The 25,656-nt window shown below is 59.0% G+C and carries 19 protein-coding genes; 15 read left to right on the plus strand and 4 right to left on the minus strand.

Going from position 1 to position 25,656, the window contains the following annotated elements; translation table 11 throughout:
* Positions 1 to 57 precede the first annotated feature (57 nt).
* Positions 58 to 885, plus strand: coding sequence for a universal stress protein (locus EPD60_RS01305; protein WP_131446056.1), 828 nt, complete (start codon positions 58 to 60; stop codon positions 883 to 885).
* On the opposite strand, the gene EPD60_RS01310 is transcribed toward EPD60_RS01305, so the two are convergent.
* Positions 869 to 1,987 carry a DUF998 domain-containing protein gene (locus tag EPD60_RS01310; protein ID WP_131446058.1) on the minus strand — a complete coding sequence of 373 codons (1,119 nt, stop codon included), beginning with the start codon at positions 1,985 to 1,987 and terminating at the stop codon, positions 869 to 871. The two genes, EPD60_RS01305 and EPD60_RS01310, sit on opposite strands and share 17 nt — an antisense overlap.
* Positions 1,988 to 2,177: 190 nt before the next feature.
* On the opposite strand from EPD60_RS01310, the gene EPD60_RS01315 reads away from it, so the two are divergent.
* From EPD60_RS01315 to EPD60_RS01345, 8 genes are all read left to right on the plus strand, one after another.
* Positions 2,178 to 2,993: a universal stress protein gene (locus EPD60_RS01315; protein ID WP_165871360.1), complete on the plus strand. Its 816-nt coding sequence runs from the start codon at positions 2,178 to 2,180 to the stop codon at positions 2,991 to 2,993.
* A gap of 39 nt (positions 2,994 to 3,032) precedes the next feature.
* Positions 3,033 to 5,528, plus strand: coding sequence for an alpha-glucan family phosphorylase (glgP, locus tag EPD60_RS01320; protein ID WP_131446062.1), 2,496 nt, complete (start codon positions 3,033 to 3,035; stop codon positions 5,526 to 5,528).
* 136 nt (positions 5,529 to 5,664) lie between these two features.
* The gene (locus EPD60_RS01325; RefSeq protein WP_131446064.1) at positions 5,665 to 6,138 is read left to right on the plus strand and encodes a pyridoxamine 5'-phosphate oxidase family protein; all 474 of its coding nucleotides are present in this window, start codon (positions 5,665 to 5,667) and stop codon (positions 6,136 to 6,138) included.
* 14 nt (positions 6,139 to 6,152) lie between these two features.
* A complete protein-coding gene (locus EPD60_RS01330) occupies positions 6,153 to 6,563 on the plus strand; it encodes a hypothetical protein (protein WP_131446066.1) in 411 nt (136 codons plus the stop codon).
* Positions 6,564 to 6,666: 103 nt separating this feature from the next.
* Entirely contained in the window at positions 6,667 to 6,822 is a 156-nt protein-coding gene (locus EPD60_RS17105; protein ID WP_207896514.1) for a hypothetical protein, read from the plus strand.
* Positions 6,823 to 6,867: 45 nt separating this feature from the next.
* On the plus strand, positions 6,868 to 7,701 hold the full coding sequence (locus EPD60_RS01335; RefSeq protein WP_131446068.1) for a universal stress protein: 834 nt from the start codon (positions 6,868 to 6,870) through the stop codon (positions 7,699 to 7,701).
* Between the two features lie 78 nt (positions 7,702 to 7,779).
* Positions 7,780 to 10,344 (plus strand): cation-translocating P-type ATPase, encoded by a 2,565-nt coding sequence (locus EPD60_RS01340; protein ID WP_131446070.1) that lies wholly within the window; start codon positions 7,780 to 7,782, stop codon positions 10,342 to 10,344.
* An 84-nt stretch (positions 10,345 to 10,428) separates the two neighbouring features.
* A complete protein-coding gene (locus EPD60_RS01345) occupies positions 10,429 to 11,085 on the plus strand; it encodes a hypothetical protein (protein ID WP_131446072.1) in 657 nt (218 codons plus the stop codon).
* A 25-nt stretch (positions 11,086 to 11,110) separates the two neighbouring features.
* Here EPD60_RS01345 and EPD60_RS01350 read toward each other — a convergent pair whose 3' ends face one another.
* Positions 11,111 to 11,344 carry a hypothetical protein gene (locus tag EPD60_RS01350; protein ID WP_131446074.1) on the minus strand — a complete coding sequence of 78 codons (234 nt, stop codon included), beginning with the start codon at positions 11,342 to 11,344 and terminating at the stop codon, positions 11,111 to 11,113.
* A gap of 83 nt (positions 11,345 to 11,427) precedes the next feature.
* The gene (locus EPD60_RS01355; protein ID WP_165871361.1) at positions 11,428 to 12,681 is read right to left on the minus strand and encodes a glycosyltransferase family 87 protein; all 1,254 of its coding nucleotides are present in this window, start codon (positions 12,679 to 12,681) and stop codon (positions 11,428 to 11,430) included.
* A gap of 383 nt (positions 12,682 to 13,064) precedes the next feature.
* On the opposite strand from EPD60_RS01355, the gene EPD60_RS16770 reads away from it, so the two are divergent.
* The 3 genes from EPD60_RS16770 (at position 13,065) to EPD60_RS01370 (ending at position 18,625) form a co-directional block, all read left to right on the plus strand.
* Positions 13,065 to 17,006, plus strand: a complete 3,942-nt coding sequence (locus EPD60_RS16770; RefSeq protein WP_165871362.1) for a reprolysin-like metallopeptidase — start codon at positions 13,065 to 13,067, stop codon at positions 17,004 to 17,006.
* A gap of 172 nt (positions 17,007 to 17,178) precedes the next feature.
* Entirely contained in the window at positions 17,179 to 17,850 is a 672-nt protein-coding gene (ung, locus tag EPD60_RS01365; RefSeq protein WP_131446078.1) for a uracil-DNA glycosylase, read from the plus strand.
* 34 nt (positions 17,851 to 17,884) lie between these two features.
* Positions 17,885 to 18,625 (plus strand): lysophospholipid acyltransferase family protein, encoded by a 741-nt coding sequence (locus EPD60_RS01370; protein WP_131446080.1) that lies wholly within the window; start codon positions 17,885 to 17,887, stop codon positions 18,623 to 18,625.
* Between the two features lie 102 nt (positions 18,626 to 18,727).
* Here the strand turns inward: EPD60_RS01370 and EPD60_RS01375 are convergent, their stop codons facing one another.
* A complete protein-coding gene (locus EPD60_RS01375; protein WP_131446082.1) occupies positions 18,728 to 21,310 on the minus strand; it encodes a putative LPS assembly protein LptD in 2,583 nt (860 codons plus the stop codon).
* A gap of 265 nt (positions 21,311 to 21,575) precedes the next feature.
* Between EPD60_RS01375 and EPD60_RS01380 the strand changes: the two genes are divergently transcribed.
* The 3 genes from EPD60_RS01380 (at position 21,576) to EPD60_RS01390 (ending at position 25,490) form a co-directional block, all read left to right on the plus strand.
* A complete protein-coding gene (locus EPD60_RS01380; protein ID WP_131446084.1) occupies positions 21,576 to 22,577 on the plus strand; it encodes an N-acetylmuramoyl-L-alanine amidase family protein in 1,002 nt (333 codons plus the stop codon).
* A gap of 214 nt (positions 22,578 to 22,791) precedes the next feature.
* Positions 22,792 to 23,805 (plus strand): MlaD family protein, encoded by a 1,014-nt coding sequence (locus EPD60_RS01385; protein ID WP_131446086.1) that lies wholly within the window; start codon positions 22,792 to 22,794, stop codon positions 23,803 to 23,805.
* Positions 23,802 to 25,490, plus strand: a complete 1,689-nt coding sequence (locus tag EPD60_RS01390) for an OstA-like protein (RefSeq protein ID WP_131446088.1) — start codon at positions 23,802 to 23,804, stop codon at positions 25,488 to 25,490. The genes EPD60_RS01385 and EPD60_RS01390 overlap by 4 nt, the downstream gene beginning before the upstream one ends.
* The last annotated feature ends 166 nt before the right edge of the window (positions 25,491 to 25,656 follow it).

Genomic DNA, 25,656 nt, shown 5'->3' on the forward strand with positions numbered 1-25,656 from the left:
GCGCCCGTCATAGCGGCCCGAAGCCGAAAGCGTTCATTTTACAGCAAAGAACTCCGAATGAAAAAGGTCCTGCTCCTCTTCGACGGCGCGAACTTCTCGCCCCATGCAATCTCTTTTGCGCAGCAGCTTCACCGTTTGTCGCCGGTGCTGGTGACGGCGGTTTTTGCGCCCCTGGTGTCCCTGGCCAATATGTGGGGCTATGCCCTCGCCGGCGAAACCGGCGCGCCGGTGCGTTCTTTTCTCGAAGAGGACGAAGACCGGCAGGTGCATGCACATATTCGCCAGTTTGAGCACCTCTGCCAGGAAAAGGGGCTGCCCTACCGGGTTCACAAGGTGACGAACGATCTTGCCCTCCCGGCGCTGCGGCGCGAGAGCCGTTTTGCCGACCTGCTCATCCTGAGCAGCGAAACCTTTTACAACGGCATGCTGTTTTCCGATCCCTTTCGCTTTCTCCGCGAGGCCCTGCACGACGCGGAATGCCCGGTGCTGATCTTCCCCGAAACGTCTTCCTTTCCTGCCCAAAACCTGGTGGCTTACGACGGCGGCCGGGAGTCGGTTTACGCATTGAAACAGTTTGCCTACACATTGCCCGGTCTGGCGCAGCAGCCTACCACCGTGGCCCATGCCAGCAAAGGCACGGGCGGGAAGATGCCCGAAGCGCTCCTGGTTGAGGAGCTTGCCAACGTTCATTTCAAAAACGTGACGTTTCGGCAGCTGGACCTGGGCGATCAGCAGGACTTCCGCGAATGGATCGAAGGCCAACCCGATACCCTGCTCGTCGCCGGGGCTTTTGCGCGAAGTGGCCTGTCGGAGTTTTTCCATGCGAGCTTTTGTGCCGGCGTGGTGCGGAACCACCGCCTGCCGGTTTTTATCGCGCACCACTGACCGGTAATCTGCCGGCTTGGAGGTGTGGCTGCACCGTTTCGCGAACACCGCGCAGCATTATTACCGCCAGCACGCTCATCCAGGTAAGGAAGAGGAAGATGTTGATTCGTTCCCATACGCCGATCATCGGCGTTGCCCCGTTGCGCGCCAGCTGTGGCGATTCCCGGAACGTGAGAAAGCCGAATACCAGGAGCAGCAAAAAGGTCAGGACGGAATAAACCCGGAAGCGCCATCCCAATGCCGCCGCAACAAATCCCAGGGCCAGCAGGTAAAGCAACTCCGTTGCTGCGCCGAGGGCCAGGTGCAGGGTGTCGGAAAAGTTACCGCCTCCCGCTGCCAGCACGGTGCGCAGGTGCATGGGCGCGAAGGGCCACAGAAAGCCCAGGGCACAATAGGCCACCAGCAGCCAGCCTGCGGTGCGCAGGCGGCGATTTTCGCCGGCACTGCGCACGACGCCCCAGGCAAAGGCCAGCACGAGGAATGTGTACGGCGCCGCCAGCACCGACCAAAGGGCGCGGGTCGGGGCATTCACCGCCGACAGCTCGCTGATGACCTGCGAAGGCCAATGATATCCCTCCCAATAGTAAGGAACGATAACGTTGATCACCGCGTAAAGCAGTGAGGAAATGATCCCGCACCAAAGCTGCCCTTTTCTCAGGAAATCGCGGGGTATCAGGGGAACGGCAGCATATAGGCCCAGCACAACCGGCAAGCCCCACATCGCGTGCAGCCAATGCAGGCGGAGCAGCACGGCGATCTCGATCCAGAACCAGATCAGCAGCCCAACGAGGGCCGCTACCGCGGCAATCCAGCTGCGGCGCCATCTTTTCAGGACGGCTATGAATGCTACGCTGTTGAGTACACCCATCAGGAGCAGCACGATGCCCGGTATCAAAAAGTCTTCGAATGCGCCCCGAAGCATGCTAACCGGCATCCGGAGCCGGCTGCCGTCGGGCGAGGCTACCAACAGCGCACCGCCCAGCAGGGCGCCGGCCCCTTCATAGGCCAGCACACCAAGCAAAAGGGCGCGTTTCCATCCGGGCTGGTGGGTTTCCGCCGAAGCGGAGGCCGGTTGGGCCGGCTGGGTAAAGAGTAGTTGCATACCGGATTTTTGAAACAGGAAGTTCTTCGAAATGCGGGCGCCGCCCGATGACGGCGGTCAGCGGCCCGCCTGACCCCTGTTCCGTCTCCGCTGTAGACTACGACCTGTGATGCGGGTCAGCCCGGCGCCGGACGGCCGTCATGGTTGCCCGGGGCGAAATGCTGCAAATTCAGGCATAAAACGAAACATTATGAAGACGATCCTGGTGGCCACCGACCTGACCCCGGCCTCGGCCAATGCAACCCGGTATGCCGTGCAGTTGGCGAAAGCTACCGGGTCGCGCATACACCTCGTGTACGTGCACCGGACACCGATTTCCGCGTTCGTGGATGCGGGACACCGCGAAACGCCAGACGGCGGTTTGGAGATCAGTCCCGAACAGCGCCTGCTCCAGGAAGTGAACTGGCTGCGCTCTTCGGGTGTTGCCGCCGTGGATGGCGTGGCCACCAGCGGATCGAAGGCCGGCGGGCTGGTTCGCGAGGCAGGCTCTGTGCAGGCCGAACTCGTGGTGATGGGCAGGAAGGCGGAGCGGCAAACCGTCTTCGGCAGCACGGTAACGCAAATGATCCGGAAGTCGCACACACCGGTGTTGATCGTTCCGGAGAATACAACCTATGTTCCGGTGAAGCATATTGTGCTCTCGGTTGATTACCGCGAGATGATCGCTCATGCCGACCTGCAGCCGCTCCGGTCCTGGATTAATACCTTCAACGCGTCGTTGCGCGTGATCCATGTCGATGCGAAAGGCGCGGACACGAATTCCGAAGAAACACCGGGAAGGATACAACTGGCGCGGGCCCTGGCCGACTTCGACTATATCTACGACCGCCTTGAATACAATGATGTCGATGCCGGCATCCTCGATTACGTAGATAGCCATCCGACCGACCTGCTGGTGATGATCGCCCATGAGCACGGGCTCGCGTCGCGGCTTTTCGGCTCCACCCACACGCAATCCGTAAGCAAGCTGGCCGGCTTCCCGCTGTTGGTGCTGAAGACCGCGTGACCTGCACGAAGGGTTGCTAATCCCGTATTTGTCTGAACCATGAATGAAAACAGCGAGGAACTGATCCGCCTGCTCCGGTCGCTTGCCATGGACCTCCATTGGTCCTGGAACCATGCCACCGATAAGCTCTGGCACCAACTCGACCCGGAACTCTGGGAGGCCACGCATAACCCGCTGGTCGTATTACAAACTGTCTCGTCCCAACGCATCGAAGGTCTGCTTGAAGACCCGATCGCGGTGGCGCTCATTCGCGAGCTCTCCGAAACCCAGCGCCAGCAGGCATTGGCGCCGGCCTGGTTCCAGCATGAATATGCGGGCACCGAGCCGCTCTCGGTTGCTTATTTCAGTATGGAGTACATGCTCAGCGAGGCCTTGCCGATCTATTCGGGAGGGCTCGGAAATGTTTCCGGTGATCTTCTCAAGACCGCCAGTGACCTGGGTGTTCCCCTCGTCGGCGTGGGGCTGTTATACCAGCAGGGTTACTCGCGGCAGGTGCTGGAGGCCGACGGCACCCAGCACTACCTCGCTCCTTTCAACGATCCGGGACAGCTCCCGGTGACGCCCCTGCGCACCGGCGATGGCGAGTGGCTACGGGTAGAACTGGCACTGCCCGGGGCTTCGTTGTGGCTGCGTACCTGGCGGGTCCAGGTCGGAAGAACCGAGCTCCTGCTGCTCGACAGCAACGATCCGGCCAACCTGCCGGTGTACCGTGGGCTTTCGTCGAGGCTTTACGACGACGATCCCGGGCGCCGCCTTGCGCAGCAGATGATCCTGGGTATCGGCGGCTGGCGCCTGCTGCAGGCGCTGGGAAAAACACCGCAGGTTTGTCATCTCAACGAAGGACATTCCGCCTTCGTTGTGCTGGAGCGGGCCGCCGATTTTATGCAACGGCATGGCTGCTCATTCGCAGCGGCCTGGACGGCCACCCGCGGTGGCAATGTATTCACCACGCATACCGCAACCGGCGCCGGCTTTGACCGCTTCCCGCGTGCGCTGCTCGAAAAGTATTTTAGCGGCTATTGCGCTGAGCGACCCGGGATTTCATTCACAGAGCTATTGGCGCTGGGGCAGGCCAGTGATGGCAGTACCGGCGACACTTTCAGCACCGCCTGGCTCGCCCTGCGGGGAAGCGCGCAGGTCAACGGGGTGAGCCGCCTGCATGCAGCCGTAAGCCGGTCGCTCTTTGCGCCGCTCTTTCCGAGGTGGCCGCTGGACGAGATACCGATCGGCCATGTCACCAACGGAGTGCATATGCCGACATGGGATTCTCCCGAAGCTGATCGCCTCTGGACGGAAGCCTGCGGTAAAGACCGCTGGAAGTACGGCCTGGAGAAGGTCAGTAAGGATATCCAGCAGCTGCCGGATGAACGGCTCTGGTCTTTCCGCAATGAAAAAAGCCGGCGTTTTTGCCAGGAGCTGAATGACAGTTACGGACGTCAGCTGGCGATCCGCGGCGCGGAGGCGCAGGGCCCTCCTCCTTTCGATCCTGCGTTGCCGACACTCGGGTTCGCGCGGCGGTTTGCGGGCTATAAGCGTCCCGGGCTGCTGCTGACCGACCCCGGCCGGCTCCGGCGGCTCCTGCTTCACCCCGGGCGGCCCGTGCAGCTTGTTTTGGCCGGTAAATCCCATCCCAGCGACGCGGCGGCGCAGGAGGTCATCCGGGCCTGGATCTCCTTCATCAACGGCCAGGGTGTGCAGCATCGGGCCGTATTCCTGGGCGACTATGATATGCGGATCACCGGGATGCTGGTGCAGGGCGTGGACCTGTGGATCAATACGCCGCGCCGCCCCTGGGAAGCCTGCGGCACCAGCGGCATGAAAGTACTGGTCAACGGCGGGCTACACCTGTCGGAGCTGGACGGCTGGTGGGACGAAGCCTACCGCGAAGATTGCGGGTGGACCTTTGGTGATCGCCTCGATTTCGCGAGTGACGAGGAGCACGATCGCCACGACGCACAGCGGCTGTACGACCTGCTCGAAAACGAGATCATCCCGCTCTTTTATCAGCGCGACGCCCAAAACCTGCCCACCGGGTGGATCGGTAAAATGCGCAACAGCATGGCCCTGCTTACGCCGACCTATTCGTCGGTGCGGGCGCTGCAGGAATATGTTCGCGGCTACTACCAGCCAGCTGCGGAGCGTTTCCGGCATCGCTCGGCGGAGGCTGCCCGGGTGGCAGATGAAATAGCCCGGGAAATGGCAGGTATGCAAAGGCGGTGGCCGGGTCTGCGGTTCGGCGAGCTGCGCGTCATAGCCGCATCCGGCGCCCTGACGTTTATCGTCGAAGTGTTTTTGAACGGGATTCCGCCAAGGGAACTCCATGTGGAATTGTATGCCGACCGGGGCGCGGCCTGCGAAGCCTTGCAGCAGCCGATGCTGCCGGATCCGGAAGCGCCCTGCGCGGACGGCTACTACTGCTACCGGTGTACTGTAGCCGAAGATCGGCCGGCGGCGAATTTTACCCCGCGGCTCCGTCCCGTTTACTCCCGTCAGGTTACGTCGCTCGAATCCCCGCTCATTTTGTGGCACCATTGAAGGAGCGCCCGATCAGTCGTGCGGCCGATCCTTCCCGGAGGCTTTTACCGATCCTGACCGACGTCATAGGCAGGGGTGGCTCCGGTCATCGGAACCCGCCCCCGATTGAGATAGGTTTACAACAAATTAAAAAGCAGTGCTTGGAAAATTAAATCCTGACGAAATCGAAGAGCTGCTCCGTACGCAGTTCGTGGGCCGGATCGGGTGCAGCGCGGACGGGTTGGTTTATATCGTGCCGATCAGCTATGCATACGAGGATGGCTGGGTGTATTGTCATTCGGCGCAGGGCCGGAAGCTCGACATGATGCGGAAGAATCCAAAGGTCTGCTTCGAGGTAGACGACCTGAGAGACATGGCCAACTGGAAAAGCGTGGTTGCCCAGGGCGTGTTTGAAGAGCTGCATGAAAGAGCGCCGATTCACCATTGCGTGCGGGTGCTGACGGGCCGCTACCTGCCCGTCATTTCCAGCGAAACGATGCACCTGGGGCGGCTGTGGCCCTTTGAGCCGGATGACGAATCGGAGATCGAGGGTGTATTCTTCCGCATCTGCCTCGGGGAACGTTCCGGGCGCTTCGAATCGGACAGCCAGTCGCCGCTGATTGTTGGATAATTTTTACCAGATCTATGCGCACAATTATTTCCGAATATTTCATCCGTGAGATCGCCGACTGGCGCTGTCTTATCGATTTCTACCTCGAGGAGATCAAGGCCACAGAACCTTTGCTCCGGAAGGTGCTTGGCCTCAACACGGTTCGGCGCCTGGCGGAAAAAACGGAGCGCCATCTTGCCAACCTGGAGGCGGCACGCCTGCACTTCCGGCAGCAGCAGGAACGGATCGAAGGGCTGGAGCCTGACCTGTACCAGGGGCGCAGCCCGGCCGCGGACGACCTGGTTCAACCTTCGCTCGTCAGCCGGATGAAAGTGTTGCGCCGCATCCTGTACCATGCCGAGCGCGATTACCTTGGTAAAAAATACCGCTGCGACGACTTCCTGGCGGATGCTATCGCCATTCAAAATAACATCGGCGGAGATTGAATGCAGACAACTGCTGATGCTATGATTCCGGTCATCGCTTCCGGCTGCCCGGCATCATTGTGTACCCGGCCCCTGCGGCGGAACTTTTCCAAAACAAAATCTTATGCTACAAGCGCAATGGATACGCACACCGGCCGTTGAGGCCGCCGCCTGGGCGGTAACGGCCTTCCTGTTGCTGGTCGGTCACAGGATTTTGGGTAATGCCGTCGCCTCCCTCCTGCGGCTGCTCTATGAAGCCTTTTTCCCGAGGCGTGCTTAGGATAGCCGGGAGACCGCGCGCAACACCGTTTGAAACCTCAATGCCATGGCAATGAAGAAAGTACTGCTCCTGTTTGACGGACTTAACTTCTATGAAAACATGATCTCGTTCGTGCAGCGGATGCATGTGCTTTCGCCGGTGCTGGCCACCGGGGTATTTGCACCGGTTGTATCGCTTGCCAATCTATGGTCCTATGCCGGCACCGGGGAGGGGGGCATGCCGGTTCCTGCTTTGCTCGAATCGGAGGAGGAAACGGAGCTCAGCGCCAATATCCGGCGCTTTGAGCAGATGTGCCAGGCCAGCCGGGTACCGCACCGCGTGCACCAGACCTCCTATGACCTCGCCCTGTATGCAGTGCACGAGGAAAGCCGCTTTGCCGACCTGCTGATTCTTAGTGGCGACGCCTTTTACAACGAAATGCTCTACGCAAGCCCGGCGCAGTACCTGCGCGACGCCTTGCATGATACCGAGTGCCCGGTGCTGGTGCTCCCTGAAAGACCGACCTTCCCGGCAGACATACTCATCGCCTATGACGGCAGCCGCGAGTCGGTATACGCGCTCAAGCAGTTTGCTTACCTCTTTCCAGAATGGACACGGCTGGAAACAACCGTGGTCCATTCAGCCAGGAATGCGGATAGAGATTTTCCGCAGAGTAAACTGATCGGGGAACTGGTGGGCGCGCATTATAAGAAAGCCGAATTCCGGGCGCTCAGCCGCACCGACGGGCCTGATTTCAAAGCCTGGGTGGAGGGGCACCGCGATGCCCTGCTGGTGGCGGGGGCTTTCTCGCGCGGCTGGATCTCCGAACTGTTTCACGGCAGCTTTTGCGCCGACCTTGTGCGGCAGCACCGGATACCGATTTTTATTGCCCACCACTAAGTGGGACCGGGATCGTTTGATTATAATGCGCCGGCAAGAGACGGTTCAGCCGGCATTTTCTCATCCAGCAGCAAGTCCATGAAAGAGTTTCTTGATACCGGACAATACACGGGCCTGAGCAGCGCCGAGGCAGAGGCGCTCCGGCGACGTTATGGGCTCAACAAGCTTACCTCCCGCCCGAAAACGCTGTGGCAGCGGATGAAGCCTTTTCTCGCCGATCCCTTGCTGGTACTGCTGGTGGTGGCCGCGCTCCTCTATTTTGCACTGGGCCGCGCCGCGGAAGGCTCGCTGATGCTGACTGCTATTGCGCTGGTCTCTTCCGTTTCCTATTTCCAGGAGCGACGTAGCAGCCGGGCGCTGCGCGCCCTAAGGGAGCTCGTGGAGCCGCGGGTGCGCGTGGTACGCGACGGGCAGGAACGTGAAGTCCTTTCGGCGATGCTCGTTCCCGGCGATCTCATCCGCCTTTCGGAAGGCGATAAGGTTCCCGCTGATGCCCAGGTGCTGACTGCCAATGATCTCTCGGCAAATGAAAGCCTGCTCACCGGCGAATCTTTTTCGGTAACAAAAACCCCGGAGAACGCCGATCTGTTCCAGGGCACGCTGATCAACAGTGGTGCCTGTCTTGCGCGGGTGGTCCATACCGGCATGAAAACCCGCCTCGGGCAGCTCGGTGCCCTTGTTGATGCCACGCCGCAGCCGCGCAGCGCGCTTAAAGCTGCTACCACACCACTGGTGCGCCTCCTGAGCGGCCTGGGCATTGGGTCTTTCACCCTCATTTTCCTGCTCAATTTTTTCCGCTCTTACGACTTTCTTGCCAGTTTGCTTTACGGCCTCACGCTGGCCATGGCGGCCATTCCCGAAGAGATCCCGGTAGCCTTCACCACCTTCATGGCGCTTGGAGCCGCGCGGCTGTCCCGGCGGGGCGTCCTGACCCGGAACCCGCAGACCATCGAAAACCTTGGCGCGGTAACCGTTATCTGTCTTGATAAGACCGGCACCCTCACCGAAAACCGGATGCAGCTCCGGTTCGTGTACGATGCGGCCAGCCGGGAACTGTATGATTTGAACAATGCTTCCGTCATTCCCGAAAGGCCGGTTCGCATGGGTGCGCTGGCGAGCGAAACGGCACCGTTTGATGAAATGGAGAAGGCGATCCTGGAATCCTACCAACGCCTTGCGGGACCCGCAGCCCGCTCCCGCGAGATCGTGCACGAACACCCGCTCGCGGGCACGCCGCCCATGATGACCCACCTGTATACAGATGGCGACGCCTACCTGGCCGCCGCCAAAGGAGCCCCGGAAAAGATCCTGTCGGTGTGCCGCCTTGGCACAGCGGAGACCGCAGCCGTTTTAAAACAGGTGGAGCACCTGGCAACCCAGGGTTTCCGCGTGCTCGGGGTCGCCAGCGCACCGGATGTAAAAAAGTGGCTACCGGCGCAGGAAGACTATCCCTTTCGCTTTGAAGGCCTCCTGGCCTTATACGACCCTCCAAAAAAGGAAGCACCGCCTTTTATCGAACAGATGCGGGCGGCCGGAATCCGGCCGATGCTGCTCACCGGCGACTACCCGGAGACCGCGCGACATATAGCGTCGGCCGTAGGCATTACGGTCACCGGTACGGTGCGTAGCAGCGCAGATGTACTGGATGCGGATGACGCCCGGCTCGACGCGATGACCCGGGAGACCAATCTTTTTGCACGCATGACCCCGGAGGCGAAAGGACGCGTTATCGTATCGCTGAAGCGGCAGGGCGCTTTCGTGGCCATGACCGGTGACGGTGTCAACGACGCGCCCGCGATCCGGCTCGCGCATGTCGGGATCGCCATGGGGCACCGTGGCACGGAGTTTTCGAGGCAGGCCGCCGACCTGGTACTGACCGACGACAAGCTCACCAACATTGTCCGGGCGCTCGAAGAGGGGCGCAAAATCCTGCAGAACCTCCGCAAGGTTACCAGCTATATTCTTGCCCTGCACATCCCGATTTTCATGCTAGCCGTGGTGCCGCTGCTGCTGCAGTGGCGTTACCAGAACATCTTCTCACCCACCCACGTAATCTTTCTCGAGCTGATCATGGGACCCACCTGTTCGCTTTTCTACGAGGGCGATGCGGCCGCTGCCGATACGATGTTTCGCCCGCCGAAAGACCTGAGAAAGGGCATTCTCGGGCGGCGGGACGCGTGGCGCGCGGTGGTGCAGGGCGTTGCCATCGGCGGCGGACTGTTGTGGCTCTATCATTACCTGATGCCGCAGCAGAGCAGCACCGCCACCCGGACGGCCGTGTTCCTGGGACTGCTCTTCGCCAACCTGTTGCTCACCTTCGTCAACCGTTCTTTTTCCGAGCCGATCTGGCGCTCCTGGCGCCGGCCCAACCGGTTTCGCTACCTGGTGCCCGCGCTCTCCATCTCGTTTTGCCTGGTCATCGTCCTGCTGCCCGGTCTCCGGAAGCTATTCGAACTCACACTGCTACCGGCGTCAACGATTATGCTGGCCTGTGGTACGGCTGTTGTTTCGGTGCTTTGGCAGGAGCCGTTGAAAGCGATCAGGAAGCGGCCGTCTCCGGGTGCTTTTCAACCAAAGGGAGCACGCATTCCGCAAAGCCTGGTTACGTCGCAAACTTCCACGGAAAGCAGTGCCACAGGCTGACTATGATAACGGGACGGAATGATTGCCGTCATTCAATGCCGTTACCTGCCTGGATAGCTTTATAGTTCATCAAATACTGCACAAATGATCCCGATTCGATCGCTATTCCTGTTTATCCTGATCGCGATGGCGCAGGGTTGCGCAAATACACACGTTACCTCCGCCTGGAAAACGCCTGGCCTGGAACCGGCAAGCTACCGCAACATCATGGTCTTCGGGATCGTCCGGGACGCGGACACCGGTTTGCGGGCGGCCATGGAGAACCATCTCGTGGGCGACCTGCGATCGAGGGGCTATACAGCGTTTTCGGGCCTGGAGCGCTATGGCGCGGGGCGCTTCCGGGGCATGAATGAAACCGAGGCTGCCAGCCTGCTGCAGGCCGATGGCGTAGACGCGGTGATGACCATTGTGCTGCTCGATAAGCGGAAAGAACGACATTACGAGCCGGCACAGATTCAGAATCCGCCGAACGGGCGCTACCAGAACCGCATGTGGATGTATTACGGGGCGCTGTACGACCGAATTCAAACGCCGGGATATTATGCCGAATCCACCCGTTACTACTGGGAAAGTAATTTCTACGATCTCGCGGCTAACCGCCTGTTGTATTCCGTACAAACCGAAAGCTTCGATCCGCCCAATACAAACCGGCAGGCGCATGAATACGGGTTGGCCGTTGTGGGCAGCCTTGTGAAAAGTGGGGTGCTGGCGAAAACCGGCGCAAAAGGGAAAACGGAATGAATGCGGATGTGCATCACCGGTAGCGTCAGACCCGCCCGGTCTCCTTCCTGAACTTTTTTCGGAGGCGCTGCAGCGCCGGGTGGGTTTGAAGATCCACGGGAACCATAACGGTATGCATTTCGAGGCGCGTGCGGATGCGCGTGACCAGGCTACGGAGCGGACGCAGCTCGTCGTGCGAAGCACCGGCGGCTACCTTCTCGGTATATTCCAGTTCCAGCCGGCGAAGCAGTTCGTTTTCGTGATGGTCGGTTTCGGGCATAGCGGGCCACCAAAATAGAAAATTCGGCGGATAAAAAGAAGCCTCTTTTTCCCGATCGTCTTTTTTCATCCGCCGGAAATGTTTCAGGCGTTCGCCCCCGGCTCACCCGCCCGCAACAGCCCGCCGGAGGCCTTTTTCTGTCTTGCTACATACCGCAGCATGCTCTTTTCCGGCGATACGAAATCCTGCAACAGCAGGTCTTTCAGCAGGCCCCCCCAGAGTATCGCAAACGGCAGCGCCTTGAGACTGTAGTTGATCATAAAGACGCGAAACTCCTTGGTGAACAGGTCCGTCGGTCCGAGGCCGGCAAAGACCAGCACAAAGGGGATCAGCCACCTGAAGCCCGCCGTTCTTTTTTCCGCGATGTGGTAACTGAGCCAGATGGCGCCGCCGGTCATCCCGACAATGAATGTCGGGTGTTCCGAGCCGGAGCTGAAAAGGCTGATGAACAGGAGCATAGAGGCAACCATGTAATAACGAAACTGGGCCGACGCATATTGGCGAACACGCACGAGCGGCGCGAGAAGCAGCAGGGCTCCCGGCACCAGGAACGGCAGTCCCGACCGGAAAGGCTGGTGCAGGATGCGGCGCAGCATGCCCGGGATTGAAGCGTCCTGTGAGGAACTCAGGCTGATATTGAGCGCGTTCTTCACCGACAGTTCGGCAAACCATTCGCGGTAGGTCTGCAGGATATACCCGGGTGAAGTAAAAAGCATCGGCAGCACCAGGCACACCGCAAACCAGAAAGCGCAGCCAAGCACGAATTCTTTTTTCTTTTTCGAAAACAGGAAGAACATCAGTCCGAGCACGCCGTAAATTTTTACGAAGGCGCTCAGCATGATGAGCAGGGTCGCTTTGAAATCTTTTCCTTCTTCCACCAGCACCAGCGTGAGCACCATCATGCCCACCACGGCGCTGTTGAACTGCGTCGACCACATCGCATTGGCCATCTCCACGCTCGTAAGCGCGATGACGAGGTTTTGCTGGTGCTTGCGCATAGCGGTGCGCGTAAGCACGTAAAACAGGAAGGCCGCGTTCCCGATGTTCCAGAGCAGCACGCCGGCAACATCGGGAAGCATCGCAAAGGGGGCCATCACGAATGCGAAGAGCGGACCGTAATGGTTGATGTCGTCGTACTGGGCAGGGTAAGGCGTATAAAGCGGTTGTTGCTGTATCAGGTGAAAATATACCTGTCGGAAAATCTTGTAGTTGTTGATCCGGCCATTGGCAAAATCGGTAGCGAGGTGCAGCAGCGGGAGCAGGAGCACCCAAACCGCCAGCAGCACCTTTCGATTCAGGTAGAAAGCCTTCGGCCCGCTTCCGTCGGATTCCTTCAACGGCCGGGCAGTTCGCGAGTACAGGTACATAGTGTGTCAGTTCGGTCGCGCTGCCAGGGAGTGCGCGCGCCCTTAGTTTTAGTTGTTGATGCTGCCCGGGCAAGCACCGGGACTGCATCGAAAATAGCCGGATCGGTTTGAATTGGCTTCTTTTTTCGGCGAAAGCGCAACGCTGGCGGACGGCGCTGCGTTTTTCGGTTGCCGGAGCGGCTACTCCGGTTGCCGCACTGCGGCAAGCACCGGCAGAATACAATGCTGAGCTCCGGCGGTTTGTGCCCGTTGATTTTTCGGCACCCACCGAAAATATCCGACCCTCGGGCGGTATTACCGTAGATTTAGGCGGCTATTAACTGCAATCCTACATTACTAACGCATTACTGTTTATGAGAAAGTTGTTGTTCGCCGGTTTATTCGTCGTTCTCGCCATTACCGGCCAGGCGCAGGATAAAAATCCCTGGCGCGCTCACACGGGCTCCGAGCCCATCGTGCCCGATAAGGGCGCGACCCGTCCTTCTTTTCCGAAAGTCTTTGAGCTCTTTGCCCTCGACCAGGCTGCGCTGCGCAGCGAGCTTTTCAAGGTCGTAGGCAACGCGGTGTCGCACAGTACCCAAATTGTGCTGCCTAATGCCGACGGAGCTTTCGAAACCTTCGAGGTGGTGGAAGGCTCCAACTTCGAGCCGGCCCTCCAGGCCCGCTTCCCCGAGATCCGCGCTTTCTCGGGCCGCAGCCTCAGCGACCCCGGTGCCACGCTCAAACTGAGCTACTCGCCCCAGGGGGTGCAGGGTATGGTATTCCGCACGGGCAGCGACAATGAATTCCTGGAAGCCTATTCGCAGGATCATACGGTTTATGCCGTATTCCGTGCCCGCCACGACCGCAGCGGCAGCCAGTGGAATTGCTCCACGACGGAGCAGGAGATCACCGATGGCCTTAACCGCCAGGTGTTCCGCGCCCTGCCCACGGCACGCTCGGGCGGCAATCTCAAAACGCTGCGCCTCGCGCAATCGGTGACCGCCGAATACTCCAATTTTTTCGGCGCCACCAGTGCCGCTCAGGTAGGCCTCGTGCTGGCCGCGGTAAATGCTACCCTCACGCGCTGCAACGGGGTGTATGAAAAAGACCTCGCCCTGCACCTCAACCTGATCAACAGTACCACGAACGTATTTTATTACGACGCTGCCACCGACCCCTACGCCAACGCCGCCACCGGTGCCGGCGGCACCTGGAACGGTCAGCTGCAGACCACGCTGACTGCCAATATCGGCGATGCCAATTACGACATCGGTCACCTGTTCGGTGCTTCCGGTGGCGGTGGCAACGCAGGTTGTATCGGCTGTATCTGCACTGCGGGCACCAAGGGCCGCGGCTTTACCTCGCCGGCCAACAACATCCCGCAGGGCGACGACTTCGATATCGACTACGTGGTACACGAAGTAGGCCACCAGCTGGGAGCCAACCACACCTTCTCACACAGCCTCGAAGGTTCGGGCCAGAACAAAGAGGTTGGTTCGGGTATTACCATCATGGGCTATGCGGGCATCACCTCGCGCGACGTAGCGCCGCACTCCATCGATATTTATCATGCCACGTCGATCGAGCAGATCCAGGCAAACCTGAACGTGCGTACCTGCCCGGTGACGGTGGCAATCGCCAACGCGACGCCCGTTGTGGCTTCGGTTAACGATTATACCATCCCGATGAGCACGCCTTTCGCACTCACCGGTACGGCCACCGATGCCGATGGCGACCCGCTCACCTATTGCTGGGAGCAAAACGACGAAGCCCTCAACGGTCAGTCGGGGTCAAGCAGCATTGCCAGCGCCACCAAGCTAACCGGTCCCAACTGGATATCCTTCTCTCCCACCGCATCGGGCACCCGCCTGTTTCCGAAGCTCGCAACGATCCTCAATGGCGGCCTTGTTTCCGGGCCACTCGCCGGTGGCGATGCAGGAACCAATTCGGAGGCACTCAGCTCCGTTGCCCGCACACTGAGCTTCCGTCTTACGGTTCGCGACAATGCTCCCTATAGCTCCACCGCACCGGTGAAAGTGGGTCAGACCAGCCTCACCGACATGTACGTTACCGTTACAACAACCTCCGGGCCTTTCGCGGTTACCGTGCCGAATTCCGCGCTTTCCTGGGCGGGCGCCTCCACCCAGACCGTCACCTGGAATGTAGCCAACTCCACGGCCCCCCCGGTAAACTGTGCCAACGTACGCATCCTGCTCAGCACCGACGGCGGCATCACCTTCCCCACCGTGCTGGTGGCCTCAACGGCCAACGACGGCAGCGAAACTGTAACGCTGCCCGCGGTAAGCACCACCACCGCCCGCATTAAGGTTGAATCGATCGGTAATATCTTCTTCGACATTTCGAACGCCGACTTTACGATTACCAACGCCAGCTGCGCGGCGGCTGTAACCACGCAGCCCCTGGCAGCCTCCGTTTGTCCCGGTGGCAACGCCAGCTTCACGGTTGCTGCCAGCGGCTCCTCGCTCGTATACCAGTGGCAGGTAAGCACCGACGGCGGCACTACCTTCAACAATATCAGCGGCGCTACCGGTGATGTATATTCGTTTGCGGCTGCAGCCGGCCAGAATGGCTATCGCTACCGTTGCGTGGTAACCGGCGGCTGCGGCTCGGCGGCTACCTCCGGCGCGGCCACCCTCCAGGTAACATCGGCGACTACCGTCAGCGCCGGCCCGGCCAACCTGACGGTCTGTTCAGGCGCACCCGGCAGCTTCACTGCCAGCGCCAATGGTGGCAGCCTTGGCTATCAATGGCAAATGAGCAGCAATGGCGGCACCACCTTTACCGATATCACCGGCGCTACCGCGGCTACCTATAATTTCAATGCTGCCGCGGCTCAAAACGGCAACCTGTTCCGCTGCGTTGTCAGCAGCACCTGTTTCGCCCCGGTAATTACCGCTGCCGCGCAGCTCACTGTGAATGCCGCCACTACCGTTTCCACCCAACCGCAGGATGCCATGCTTTGCGCCGGCGGCAATAGTGGCTTTACGGTGGCTGTCACGGGAAACAGCCTCAGCTACCAGTGGCAGGTAAGCACCGATGGCGGTGCCAGCTATGCCAACGTATCCAACAGCGGCGTCTATAACGGTGCCGCCTCCAACCAATTGTCGCTCACCGGTGTGGCCAGCGGCCTCAACAACTACCGCTACCGCTGCGTTGTCGGCAGCAATTGCCCCTCCATTACTTCGGGTGTAGCCCTGCTGACGGTGAATACCGCACCGGCCCTCGTAACGGATGCTTCCAGCACGATCGTTTGCGCGGGTCAGCCTGCCGGCTTTGGACTCAACGTCAGTGGCACTGCTCTTACTTACCAGTGGCAGGTGAGCACCGACAGCGGCAGCACCTACACCAACATCGCCAATGGCGGCGTGTACAGCGGTACCACAGCGGCTGCTCTCCAGCTCGGAACGACACAGGCCTCGCAAAACGGATCGCTTTACCGTTGCGTGGTTGCCGGCACCTGCAGCCCCGGCCTTACCTCGGCAGGGAAACGCCTTACCGTAAATACACCGGTTGCGCTGAGCACCCAGCCCGTTTCGGCAGCCATCTGCGCCGGACAGGGTGCCTCGTTTGCCGTCGTGGCTACCGGCACCGCTCCCGCCTATCAATGGCAGGTCAGCACCGGTGGTGGCGGCTTTACAAACGTAGCAGGGGCTAATAATGCCAGCCTCCCACTCAATAACGTGGCTGCGTCGATGAATGCCAACACCTACCGCTGCATCATCACCGGCGCCGCTCCATGTGGCAGCCTCCAGTCTTCGGTGGTGACGCTCACGGTCAACCCGGTCCCGGTGGTCAGCCTCCAGGCTGCGCCTTTCCAGAGCCTGTACCCCGGCATCAGCACGACGCTGAGCGCTACTTCAACGCCCTCGTCGGTTACCTACCAGTGGTCCCGCAACGGAGTTGCCCTGGCAGCAACCGGCAACACGGTGCCGGTGAGCATCGATGCGGTTGGCTCCTACAATGTGCGCGCAACCGACGCCATCGGTTGTACGAGCCTTTCGAACACGGTCACGATTTCCGACTCGGCGATGGCGCAGCTGTTCATCTATCCCAACCCGAACAACGGCGTCTTCCAGGTTCGGTATTTCAATACGCCCGGACAGGCCAAAGCCCGTATGCTCGCCGTATATGATGCGAAGGGTGCCCTCGTGAGTGCCCGTACTTATACGGTAACCGGCATGTACGACCGCATGGACGTCACCCTCAACGGCGTCAGCCGCGGCATGTACGTGGTAGCACTGCTGGATGAAAGCGGCCGCCGCCTCGCTACCGGCAAGGTTTCGGTGCGTTGATCGATTTACGGAATACTTTGTAAAGCCCCCCGCTGCAGCGGGGGGCTTTTTTTGCGCATGCGGTCGCATCGCTTCAGGTAGCGCGGCGCCGGCGCATGCCGGCGATCAGCGGTAACGATGAGCCGCCGATTTGTGTTTTGGCTAACTTGGCGCCAAATAACGTGCGCCGCATATGAATGTTCAAATCGAAGCCAGCTGGAAAGAAGCCTTGTCGGGCGAGTTTCGCCAGTCGTATTTCAAAACGATCACCGAGCATCTCAAAACCGAAAAGGCGCAGGGCAAAACCATCTATCCTGCCGGCCCGAATATCTTTCATGCATTTACGGCCACGCCGCTCGGCGAAGTAAAGGTGGTGATCCTCGGCCAGGATCCCTACCATGGTCCCGGCCAGGCGCATGGCCTCTCCTTCAGTGTGCAGAAGGGTGTGCCGCCCCCGCCATCGCTGGTCAATATCTTCAAGGAGCTGCACGATGATGTGGGCACACCCATCCCGCGACACGGCTTCCTCGAGCACTGGGCCCGCCAGGGTGTTCTGCTGCTGAACGCTTCACTTACAGTGCGCGCCGGCGAGCCGATGAGCCATGCCAAAATCGGCTGGCATCATTTCACGGATGCGGTGATCAAAAAAGTAAGCGATGAGCGCCCCCATGTGGTGTTCATCCTCTGGGGCAAGTTCGCCCAAAGCAAGGAAGCGCTGATCGACACGAAGAAGCACCTGGTGATCAAGTCGGCGCACCCCTCCCCGCTTTCCGCCAACAATGGTTTTTTCGGAAGCAAGCCTTTTTCGCAGACCAATAAATGGCTGATGAAGCATGGCCTCGACCCGATAGACTGGGCGGTGTGAGGTGGAATGCCGCTTAGCGGCTAATTTCGTCCCGATGTCATCCCTGAAAAATATCCTCGGACGCGTTTTCGCCGTCTGGGCGGCGCTTGTGTTTTGCCTGACGCTACTCATCGTCCTGATCCCGATCTGGGTGATCGGGCTTTACCCCGAGCCGAAGCGCTCGCATATCTTTCAGCCCATCATCCAGGGCTGGATGAGCGTATTCTTCTTTCTCACCGGCGTGCGCCGGCGCTTCCGCGGGCGCGAGCATTTCCAAAAAGGCCAGAACTACATCATCGTGTGCAACCATGCCTCCTATATGGACCCGCCGCTGTCGAGTCCGGGCATACCGGGTGCCAACAAGACGATCGCCAAGGCCGAAATGGAGAAGATCCCGCTCTTCGGCATCATCTACCGCCGGGGCTCCGTGCTGGTCAACCGCAAAAGCGAAGAGAGCCGCAAGGCATCCTACGGCAAGATGCGCGATGTACTGGTGCGCCTCCGGCTGCATATGTGCATCTACCCCGAAGGCACGCGCAACCGCACGGGCGAAACCCTCACGCGCTTTCACGACGGCGCCTTCAAACTTGCCGTCGAAACCGGCAAGCCGGTCATTCCCGCCACCCTTTTCGGGAGCGGCCAGGTGCTGCCTACCCATAAATCATTTTATTTCTGGCCCCATCCCGTGGCCATGCATTTCCTGCCGCCCGTTTCCCCCGTAGGGAAAACCGTCGACCAGCTCCGCGACGAGGTCTTCGCCATCATGAAACAACACCTGGAAACGGCAAAACCCTGAGCGATTTGAGATTCTAGATTCCGGAAATACAGGATTGAGGTAGGACACTGCTGAAAAAGCAGTCAGTACCGGCCAACCCTTTTGACGATTCACGATTCCCGGTTAGAAATCCGTAAATACCCGCGTGCGGTTCACCTTGAGGTTTTGCAGGATGCTCGACTTCGGTGCGATGCTGATGCTGAAATAGCGCTGCGGGCCCACCGGTGTGAGGCCGATAGACATCTGCCAGCAGTGCATATCGCGGTTGATGGAAAGCGAGAGGCCGGTGGGCTTCATCGTTTTAAGATCGAAGTAGCCGTAGGAGCTGAAGTTCCACTTCGGAGTCAGGCTGAACGAGCTCCGGAAGTTCAGGCTTGAGTTGATGTCGGTACGCGTCCTGAAATTCGCAAGCGGCGTCCGGGTAAAATTGAATGCGAGGTCGAGGCTCAGGTCGTAGGGGATATTGAAGTCGACGAACTGGTTCGGGTTGAGGCGCATGTATTCGGCAAGACGTGTCTGGTCGGCCATCAGGGTCGGGTCGTTGATGTTGTTGCTGGCCGATGCCTGCTGCCCTTTTCGTGCTGCGTCGCGCGGCTTGCTCCGGAAGGATGTCGACAGCGAGATCGACCCGGAAGTGAGGCGCCCAGCGCCAAAGCCTTTTTTCCAGGCATAGTCTTCAACCTGGTGGCCTGCCGTATCTACTGCGTAAGGGTTTAACGATCCGGTGAAGTTCAGGTTCAGCTTATCAAAAAGCGAGCTGCGCAGGTACAAGGCGATCGGGGTCAGCTTGTATTTTTCCAGCAGGAAGTTATAACCGCCCGAGAAGCCAAAACCGTCGATGAGGCGCACTTTACGGTCCTCTCTGGCGCCGCTGTCTTTGGAGCGCAGTTTCATCTCAAGGCTGTTGTCGAGCGAGAAGCCAAGGCCGCCGTTTTCGATATTAGAATAACCGGTAAACAGGTTGGGCGTACCAACACCGGTAGAAAAGACATTGTATTGCGTCTTGGTTCCGTTGCGGTCCGACTGGAATTCGCGGTAGTAATTCCGCGCCAGGTTGGGTGTGTAGTTGACGCTCACGCTGGGGCGCATGGTATGCCGGATGGCTTTCAGGCGCGAGCCGTGGAACTGGAAGGTTCCGAACACGCTGGTGCTGATGCCCAGCGAGGCGGCCAGGCTGTGCGCGGTAAACAGCCCGTTCTCGCGAATCGTATCCACCTTCCCGGCCTGCTCGTTCCAGCTGAAAAGGGTGCGGCGCTGGATCCACTGCTGCTGGTAAGAAATGCCCGGCGACACGAGCACCGGTCCCAGCGGTGGCAGGGTGAGGCTCACCGGGAGGGAATGCACGGCTCCCCAGCTGAGGGTGTCCAGGAGCCGCTGAAAGCTGAAAGCCGAGTCGTAAAACGCGAAGTTATTGCGGAAAGAACCGTTGTAACCCACACCGAGCTTTTCATACCATTTAGGTGCGCCTACCTGCTCGGCGCGCTGCAGCGGGTAAATGGTATTTACCGAGAAGGTCGCGTCCGGAAGCGTCATGTTGATGACCCGCGTTTCGCTGTTCTGGCTGTGGTTGGCCGAAAGCGTCAGCGCGAAGGGCTTGCCGATCCAGTTTTTCGCGTAGGAGATCGACGATGTGAGCTGGTTCTGCACGTTACGCTGAAGACTTGACGTAACAAAGCGGTTGTACTTGGTGGAGCCTGCGTTCACCGAGGCGCTGAAGTTGACGCCGGGCCGCGCGCGCTGGTCCACGGAGTGGCTCCACATGATGTTGAAGGTCTTGGCCGCGGTGTAGTCCGGGTCGCCCTTGAAGTTGAATTTCGAATTCTGCAAGCTCAGGTTGATGCCGCCATTGTAGCGGTAGCGCCTGCGGTAGCTCGAGCTCAGGTCGCCGCGCCAGCCGCCGTACGAATAAATGTTGGCGCGGAAGGTAGCATCCAGGTATTCATTGAGCACGCGGTAGTAGCCAAGCCCCTCGAGACCGATGCCCTGCTCCTGCGTGGACACGAACTGCGGTGGCAGCAGCCCCGAGTGGCGCCCCTTGCTGAGCGGGTAATAGCCGAAAGGCAGGTAAACCGGTACGGGCACGCCCTCGAACTCGGGGTGCATCGGGCCGGAAACGGCCACCTTATTGTTGATGATCTTCAGCTTGTTGGCCCGGAAGGCGAAGTGCGGCTCGTCGAGGTCGCAGGTGGTAAAGCGGCCGCCCTTGATGAACACCGTGTTGGCGTCCACCTTTTTGATGGTACGCCCGTTGATGAACATGTCGTTCTGGGTGGTGAAGGTGTTTGTAAGCAGGCCTCGCTGCGACTTGAAGTTATACCGGATCGTATCGCTCTCGAACTTGTTGTCGGTCTCCTGCATCCGCGCCCGGGTGATCGTTTCACCAAGGCTGTCTTTTTCGCCGGTAGCCACCACGGTATTTGTCTGGTTGTCGATCTCCACCTTTGGTGCGTCGAGCACCGCGTCTTTATAGGTGGTATGCGTCTTTCCGTAGAGGATGATTTTTTTCTGCGGCACCAGCACCACCGCACTGTCTTCGGCCTTATAGTTCACCGGTCCGTCGAGCGAGTCTTTGGACATCCGCAGCGTAAACGTGTCGGTGCGCGGCACCCGGTTGCTGTCGCGCACCGGTACGGTATCGCGTCGGGGAATGGTATCGGCGGCGGGGCGTCGGCCTGTGTCCGAAGTGTTTTTAAAGGCGTCCGACACGGGTGGCTTCTGTCCCGGCGCGCGCCCGGCGGGCGGCTTCGGCCTGGTGGTGTCGGCTGTTAAAGCCCTGTCAATATTGAAGGTGTGAATACCGCCCGCCCTTACGCCCCACGTTATCGCACAAAACAATGCTAAGATCGCCGTTGCCCGGAAGCGCATTTTTAAACTAAATTTGTGCGGAGCGATCATATAAGACGAACAAAAATAGAGTTTTGGGAATTAAACGATTTGTGAAGATTCCCCTAACAGAACGTAAAGATCCACTATGCTAAAGAAAACACTTGCTGCTTTATTCGGCGTCCTTTCTGTGGCCGGACTGCTGGCCCTCAAAAAACCCCAGCCGATCAAGACGGTGATCATCGATGCCGGACACGGTGTGATGAAAGGCGGCGGTTACAACGGCGCGCATGGTTCCTATTCTTACGAAGACGAGATCTGCCTGGCCATCGCCAAAAAAGCCGTTGCCCAGATTGCCAAGGATCATCCCAATATCCGCATTGTAGAAACCCGCCCCGGCCGTGATATCGTCGGGCTCCATGAGCGCGCCGATATCGCCAATGCCAACAACGGCGACCTGTTTATCTCCATCCACGTAAATGCCATGCCACCCCGGCAGGCCCGCGAGCAGGTCGGTACGGAAACCCAGGTTTATTATACGGGTAAAGGCAAAAAGAAGAAAAAACATACCCGGCAGGTGCCCAGGTACCGGTATTACAACGTGTACCCCAACACAAAGGGCACCCAGACCTATATCTGGGGAGCGCACAAAACCGAGGATAAGGAAATTGCGATCCGGGAAAACGCGCAGATGTTCTCCGAAGAAAACTACCGCGAGAAATACAACGACATCGACCCGAACTCGCCCGAATTTATTGCCCTTTCGGCGGTGAAGACGAAGCAATACTGGAAGCGTTCCTCGCGCATGGCGGATTTCGTGGAAGCCGAGTTTGCCAAGTCGGGCCGAGTGAGCCAGGGTTCCTACCAGCGCCAGAAAGGCATCTGGGTGCTCCAGGCTACCGCGATGCCGAGTGTGCTGATCGAGACGGGCTTTATCACCAACAAGGAGGAGGAAGATTACCTCAACAGTGAAAAGGGGCAGCAGGAAACGGCCGAGTGTATTTCGCGGGCCCTGGGCAATTACCTGGACTGGCTGGAGAAGAACCGCGTGCCGGCGGGCACCACCAATGTCCCGGCGGGCTCCGGCTCCGCGGCCTTCCTGCAAGCCATTGAGCAACACGAGCAGGTTCGGATCAAGTCTACGCGATAACCGAAAGCACATCCATTAATCATTCACAGCGCCGGGAACTATCCCGGCGCTGTTCATTAAAATCAGACATCAGACATCGGATATCGTATGATTCTTCCTGTGGCACAGTTTTTTACCCCATCCCGCCGGCAGCACAGCCATTTTGAAGGGCTAGCTGTTTTTGTCGTTATTTTGGCGGCGATTCGGGCGCTGTGCGCCCCGTAAACAACAAGGCATGAAGATTAAAAACGAAGCCAAGGTCGGCCTGCTCGCAATCGTAGCCATCTTGGTATTAGTGATTGGATTCAACTTTCTGAAAGGCAAGAAACTGGTAGGCAAAGACCCTGTTCTTTATGCCGTTTTCACCAACCTGGGCGCGCTGCAAAAATCAAATGAAGTCAAGATCGGTGGTTACACCGTGGGTAAAGTGTACACTTTCCGCCCGACCGATAAGGAGGTCAGCTCCATCGTGGTGGAAATTCACATGAGTGAAGATGTAAACATTCCTGCCAATTCCACCGCCTTCATCGACGGTTCGCCGCTGGGCTCCGCCTTTATCACCATTGCTAAGGGCAACTCCAACCATTTTCTGAAGATCGGCGACACGATCCGCACCAACCAGAGCGGCGGTTTCCTGGCCGACCTGAAAACCCAGGTCGCTCCCACCCTCGAAAAGGTGAACATGACGCTCGACTCGCTACGCCTTGTGATCGGCAATATGAATTCGGTGTTCGACCCGCGCACGAAGAACAATATCCAGTCGCTTGTGGGCAACCTCACCGTGGGCTCCGCATCGCTGCAGCGCCTGCTGAACGACCAGACCGGCGCCCTTGCCGGCACGCTCAACAATATGAATGCCGTCAGCGGCAACCTGGCGCGCAACAACGAGGCCATCACCCATTCTATCCGCAACGTGGAGACGATGACCGGCAACCTCGCCAATGCCCATATTAAGGAAGTGGTGGCGGCGCTGGAAGGCACTATCGGGGAGCTCAGAGGCTCGGCGGCCGGACTGCGTGGCTCCATCGACAAGCTCCAGGATCCTAACGGTACGCTGGGCGCGCTCATGACCGACCGCAAGCTCTACGAACAGCTGAACCGTGCCATGCTCGGCCTCGAGATCCTGCTCGACGACGTACGCGTTCACCCCAAACGCTACGTTAATCTTTCCGTGTTCGGCGGCAAGGGCAAAACCGAGCCGCTAACTTCGCCCATAGCAAAGGATACCGTTGCGGTTAAGCTCAAATGAAGCGGCACCTCTTTTTCGTCTTCCTCTTACTGATTGGTTTCTGCGCCGGCGCGCAGGATACCACCAAGGTTGTGCACATTCTTGAAGGCACCCAGCGCCAGCGCGTGGAGACCCTCCCCGATGGCACCCAGCTGCAGATCCTTGCTGGCACCGTGGGCGTGCGGCAGGACCGTACCCTTTTTTATTGCGACTCGCTCGTGGTCAATTCGCAAACGAAGATCATGGAGGCGTTTGGCAATATCCGGATCATCGACGACACCACCCGGATCAACGCCGAGTACCTGCGTTACCACACCGACACCCGCTTCGCGGTGCTGCAGCGCAATGTGCGTCTTACGGACGGGCGCAACCGCGTAACGACCAACGAGCTTGAATACGATGTGGCCACCAAGATCGCCACTTATAAGACCGGTGGCCGTGTGCAGGCCGGGAAGTCGGTGATCACGAGCGAGGAAGGCACTTATTATTCCGATACCAAAGACATTTTCTTCAAGCGGAACGTGGAGATGAAGGACCCCTCCACCTATCTCAAAACAGATTCTATTTTTTATAATACGGAAACGAAACTGGCGCGGATGATCACCGACACCTATATCCGCGACAGCAGCGGCCGCGTGATCCGCACCAGGGAAGGCTCGTACAGCGTAGCTACACGCAGCGCGACCTTTACGCAACGAACTTCGATCGAAGACAAGTGCCTGCGCGTGGTGGGCGACCAGATTGCCTCCGACGATGCCACCGGCATCGTGCAGATCGAAGGCCGAGCGGTGCTGATCGATTCCTGCCAGGGCGTCAACATCCTCGCCGACCGGATTTTCGCAAACAAAAAGACGGGCGCTTACCTGGCTACCAAAAAGCCGCTGATGATCATCCGGCAGGACAAGGATTCCATCTTCGTGGCTGCCGACACGCTTTTTTCGGCGCGGCTCACCGACCTGGTGCGCTCGGCCGAGATCCGCCGCCAGGATTCATTGGTTGCTTCCGCCCTGCCCTTGGACAGTACGAAGAAGGATACGGTTGTTATTGCAAAAACTCCAGTGCCGCCACCGTTAAAAGCCAAAAACGGATCAAAGACAAAGCCGCCGGTAGCACCGAAAGCGCCCGACCCGGCGCGCGACTCCGCCAACCGCTACTTCGAGGCTTACCGGAATGTCCGTATTTATTCGGATTCGCTGCAGGCAGTTGGTGACAGTATGTTCTATTCGTTCCGCGACTCGGTGTTCCGGCTTTTCCAGGATCCCGTAGTCTGGAACAAGAAAAACCAGGTGACCGGCGACACGATCTACCTCTTTACAAAAAACAAGAAAGCCGACCGCATCCGGGTATTCAACAACAGTTTCGTAGCCAGCGAAGTGCAGCCGGGCATTTATAACCAGATGAAATCGACGCGTCTTGATGGCTATTTCCGCGATGGCACTATCGATTCGCTCCGCTGCAAGGGATTTGCCGAAACGGTTTATTTTCTCCAGGATAACGACAGCGCCTTCACCGGCATCAACCAGACGAGCGCCGACCTTATGGACGTCTTTTTCGTGAAGGGCGACCTCCAGCGTGTGGTGTACCGCAGCAACGTGGAAGGCACCGTATGGCCCATCCGCCAGAAAAGCCCCAGCGAGCTGCTGCTGAAAGGCTTTGGCTGGTACGATAAACGGCGACCGAAGAGCAAGTACGATCTGTTTCAATAGACCTCTCCCCGCTCAGACCCATCCCCCTGCCAGCGCTACGCGCGCAACCTTCGCCTTCGCTCGGTTGTCCAAAGGGAAGGGGTGACTCTCAGGTAGTTTACTGCTGTTTCGAACAGTCTTCTGTTTAATCCTGATACGAAAGAGCGGATGCCGCAGGCATCCGCTC

The sequence above is a fragment of the Flaviaestuariibacter flavus genome, assembly GCF_004337505.1.
In the GTDB taxonomy this organism is placed as follows: Bacteria; Bacteroidota; Bacteroidia; order Chitinophagales; family Chitinophagaceae; genus Flavisolibacter; species Flavisolibacter flavus.